This is a genomic window from Mycobacterium sp. (assembly GCF_049673265.1).
Lineage (GTDB): Bacteria > Actinomycetota > Actinomycetes > Mycobacteriales > Mycobacteriaceae > Mycobacterium.
Genome location: NZ_JBATXN010000213.1, coordinates 1 through 4,005 on the forward strand (window position 1 = coordinate 1; position 4,005 = coordinate 4,005).

At 61.5% G+C, this 4,005-nt stretch carries 4 protein-coding genes and 1 pseudogene; 1 reads left to right on the top strand and 4 read right to left on the bottom strand.

What is annotated here, in order from left to right:
* A pseudogene (locus tag WBF82_RS07510) lies at window positions 1–320 on the top strand (MlaD family protein); the annotation flags it as partial.
* 16 nt (window positions 321–336) lie between these two features.
* Here the strand turns inward: WBF82_RS07510 and WBF82_RS07515 are convergent.
* From WBF82_RS07515 to WBF82_RS07530, 4 genes are all read right to left on the bottom strand, one after another.
* Window positions 337–1,455, bottom strand: coding sequence for an MCE family protein (locus WBF82_RS07515; RefSeq protein ID WP_424382428.1), 1,119 nt, complete (start codon window positions 1,453–1,455; stop codon window positions 337–339).
* On the bottom strand, window positions 1,455–2,483 hold the full coding sequence (locus WBF82_RS07520) for an MCE family protein (RefSeq protein WP_424382429.1): 1,029 nt from the start codon (window positions 2,481–2,483) through the stop codon (window positions 1,455–1,457). The genes WBF82_RS07515 and WBF82_RS07520 overlap by 1 nt, the downstream gene beginning before the upstream one ends.
* Window positions 2,480–3,709 carry an MCE family protein gene (locus WBF82_RS07525; RefSeq protein WP_424382430.1) on the bottom strand — a complete coding sequence of 410 codons (1,230 nt, stop codon included), beginning with the start codon at window positions 3,707–3,709 and terminating at the stop codon, window positions 2,480–2,482. The genes WBF82_RS07520 and WBF82_RS07525 overlap by 4 nt, the downstream gene beginning before the upstream one ends.
* A gap of 12 nt (window positions 3,710–3,721) precedes the next feature.
* Window positions 3,722–4,005: ABC transporter permease (locus WBF82_RS07530; protein WP_424382431.1), on the bottom strand; the 284-nt coding region annotated here is incomplete at its 5' end.

Consider the following 4,005-nt stretch of genomic DNA (forward strand, 5'->3'; position numbering starts at 1 on the left):
GCACTGGACTGGTCGTGCGCGACGTTTTCTTCGGACCGCGGACAGTCACCGCGTACTTCACCACCGCCACAGCGATTTACCCGAGCGACGAGGTCCGAGTCTCTGGTGTGAAGGTCGGCACGATCAAGTCCATCGAGCCGGCGGGCACGCAGGCCAAGATGATCCTCAAGGTCGACCGCGGTGTGCCGATCCCGGCGGACGCCAAAGCGGTCATCGTCACCCAGAATCTGGTGGCTGCCCGCTATGTCCAACTGACTCCCGCTTACCGCAGTAGTGGCCCGGTGATGGCCGATGGGGCGGTGATCCGGTTACGCGGGACCCGAGGCATCCGGGAGATCATTGCCCCCCTCCGATCCGTCCGCCCAACGTACAGCCAGCGCACTCTGGAATACCGTTATACAGCTGCGGCACCAACGACCGCGGTACGGTTGACGGGAATCCCGGACCACGTCCGGTGTCGAAGGTGCGGAATCCCCAGAGGTATTCCATGAACGGCCCGAAGAGTTCCGGAAGTGCGGCGTTCGGGGCGAACGCCGAGTAGGCGTACATGCTGGAGATCGCCTCGCCCACCGTGATCTCGAATTTCGCGAGGCCCGGCAGCGCCTTACTGATGTTGTCGCGGTTCTTTTCCAGCATCGCGGTCACCGAGTTCAGCTTTTCCAGCGTGGGCGCCAACTTGCTTTCGTTGTCGTGCACCAGCCCGGTGAGCTGTTTGGCCACCGTCGAGGTGTTGGCCAACAGCGAGACGATCTCTTGTCGGCGCGTCACCAAGACCTGAAGCAGGTCGTCGGAGTTGAGGATGAGCTTGTTGACCTGTTGGCTGCGTTCGGACAGGATTCCGGTGACATCGCTGGCACTCTTGAGTAGCGCGCCCAGGGATTGGTTGCGGCTGTTCAGGCTTCGCGATAACCGGGTGACCGCGTCGAAGGTGGGCCCCAACTGTGGGGCGATCTGGTTGAGCGTCGTCGACAGCGTGTCGAGTGACTGGTTCAAGGTCGTAGTGTTCGTGTCGCCGGCGTACGACGTGAAGTCGCTGACCGCGTCGGTCAGCGAGTACGGCGAACCGGTGCGGGATATCGGGATGACATCCAGCGGATGCATCATTCCGCCGCCGGCCGACTCCAGGGTCAGAACACGTTCGCCCAGCAGTGTGCCGGTGCGGATGTGCGCGCTGGTGTCCGTTCCGAGTGGAACGCTGCCTTTCATCGTGAACGTGACCAGTGCATCGCCGTTGCGCAACGACACATCCGACACCGTGCCGACTTTGATTCCCGACACCGTCACAGCGTTGCCCACCGCAAGCCCGCCGGCTTCGGAAAACAACGCCTGGTACCGGACGGCCGTCGCCAATGACACAATCCGATCCGGCGACAGACCCACCAGGATGAGGAGCACGATCAAGACGGCGCCGATGAAGCCCGCCTTGATCAGCCCGGTTCCGCGGTATTTCAACATCAGGGTTCCTGACACCTCTTCGCTTCGGACCTGAACCAGGGGGCCACCACCGTCTTGCCCTGCAGGTCCGTGCCACGCAGTGTGAACGAGCAGATGAAGTACGGGATGGTGGCACCGAATACGCCGAGTCGGACCAGCTTGCGGTAGTTCTTCGGTGCCTTCTGTATCGCGGCGTCGAGGCGGTCTTTGTTGTCATCGAGTATCGGGGCCAGCCGACTGAGCTGCTCGATCGTGCCGGACAGCGGTGGCCTCGCGTTGCTCAGCAGATCTGCCAACGATGCGGTTCCCTTGCTCAACGCATCGATAGCGGGTGCGATGGTGTCACGGTCGTCAGACAGTCCGGTGACCAGCCGCTGGAGGCGATCGATGGCGGCGGAGAACTTGCCGCCGTCCTTGTCGAGGGTGGCCACCACGGTGTTCAGGTTTTGGATTAGTTGCTGGATCGTTTGGTCGTTGTCGCCCAATGCATTCGACAACGATGTCGTTTTGGAGAACAGCGACTGTAGGGTGCCGCCCTCACCTTGGAATACCTGCAACAGCGCTGACGACAGCGCGTTGACATCGTGCGCATTCAAGCCCTGAACAACGGGTTTCAGTCCGCCGAGCAGCAGGTCGAGGTCAAGGGCCGGCGCGGTGCGGTCGACCGGAATCTGCCCCCCGGCCGGCAGCCGCTTGGTCGAGCCCGGGCCGTCGACGAGGTCCAGATAACGGTCACCGACCAGGTTGAGATAGCGAACGGATGCCTTGGTGCCGTCGGTCAGCATGACGCTACGGTCAGCGTCGAATTTGACCACCACCTTTTTGTCCGGCTGCAGCGAGATTCCGTTGACGGTGCCCACGCGAATACCCGCGACCCGCACCGAATCTCCGTTCTTCAGACGCGACGCATCGTTAAAGACCGCCGAATAGCCAGTTGTCGCACCGGTGCGGTACTGGCCGAAGATGAAGAACAGAAACGCGGTCAGCACCGTCATCACAACGGCGAAGACACCGAACTTGATGAGCGTCGCGCGCAGTGAGCCCCTCATCCCTGTTGTCCGACCTGAGCAGGATTGCGTGGCGGGCCATCGATCGGCCCATACAACAACTGTTTGAGGCCATCGAAGTTGAGCAGCAACTGCTGGTTCCCGTACACCACCGGGTTGGTACCGATATCTGTGACGACAAGCTTCGCATTGGTGTTGAACCGATGCTTCGGAAGGTCCAAACACTGCGGACCGCCCGTCGCCGCGACCTTGGGCAGGTTAGCTGGATATCGATAACGTTCGGCCCCCCACGTGAGACTTGCAATGATATTGATGCTCGGTTCCGACAACGGCGGAGCCTTCGCAAACTCTGCAAGACCCGCGAAACCGCACCACAGCGCTTTGTTGTACTCGTTGGTCAGATCGGTCGTCGGCCGCAGCAGATGGATGACGTCCGTCAGGCCCTGCCGGTTGGCGGACAGGACGTCGTTGCCGACGTCGGCCAGACCGATCGCGCTCACCAGCAGCGCGTCGAGGTTGTGTTGCTCGTCGACAAACGTCTGGCTGATCGTTGCCGCGTTAGCAACGGTTTTCACCAGGTCCGGCGCCGCGTCCGCGTAGGCATTGAATACCGGCGCGGAGACCGCGATGTCGTGGCTCAGCGCGGAAAGGCTCGGATCGAACTTCGCCAGCAACGAATCCAGATCGCTGAACGCTTGCCCGATCTTTTCGCCCCGGCCGCTAAGCGCCTGCCCGATAGCCCCCAGGGTCTCGTTGAGCTTCGCCGGGTCGAGCGTGCCCAATACTTCGGTCAAGTGCTTGAACACCGTGTTGACCTCGACCGTGACACGTTGGCTATCGAGCACCTGCCCGGCGTGCAGCGACTGCGCTGACGGTTGTGCCGGTGGTATCAGCTCAACGAACTTGGCACCGAAAACCGTCGGCTCGGTGATGTCGACACCCACATTGGCCGGAATCAGATGCCGCCGCGGGTCCATCGCCGACGGGTCCATCGCTAAGTGCAGGACGGCTTGACCGTTCGGCCGCGACTCGATCGAGTCAACCTTCCCCACTTGTACGCCGCGCATCTTCACCTTGGCGTCCACGTTCATCACCAGGCCAGCACGCGGCGAAAGCACGGTGACTGGCACACTTTCGGTGAAGCTGCCGAACCCGAACATGGCAAGCGGCGAATAGCCCTGGAATAAGAGCACGGAGACGGCGACGATCGCGGCGATAATCGCGACGGTCACCAGACCCGTCAGTGCGCGTATCCCAGTGTGTTCCATCGATTCCCGTCCCTATCCCGAGAGGTTGAAGTTTCCGTTGGAGCCGTAGTGCGACAGCGAGATCAGCAACGTTACGGATACCACGACGATGAGCGAGGTGCGGACCGCGTTGCCCGTTGCCACCCCGACACCCTCAGGTCCCCCTGATGCGAAATATCCGTAGTACGTGTGTAACACCAGGACGGCGAGCGCCATCAAAACCGCCTGCAAGAACGACCACAACAAGTCGATGGGGTTCAAGAAGGTATCGAAGTAGTGGTTGTACAGACCACCCGATTGGCCGAACAGTACAACGG

What these genes read in the sequence shown, in the direction of transcription:
- WBF82_RS07515 (WP_424382428.1), bottom strand. Translation starts at nt 1,455, where the DNA reads ATGTTGAAATACCGCGGAACCGGGCTGATCAAGGCGGGCTTCATCGGC.
- WBF82_RS07520 (WP_424382429.1), bottom strand. Translation starts at nt 2,483, where the DNA reads ATGAGGGGCTCACTGCGCGCGACGCTCATCAAGTTCGGTGTCTTCGCC.
- WBF82_RS07525 (WP_424382430.1), bottom strand. Translation starts at nt 3,709, where the DNA reads ATGGAACACACTGGGATACGCGCACTGACGGGTCTGGTGACCGTCGCG.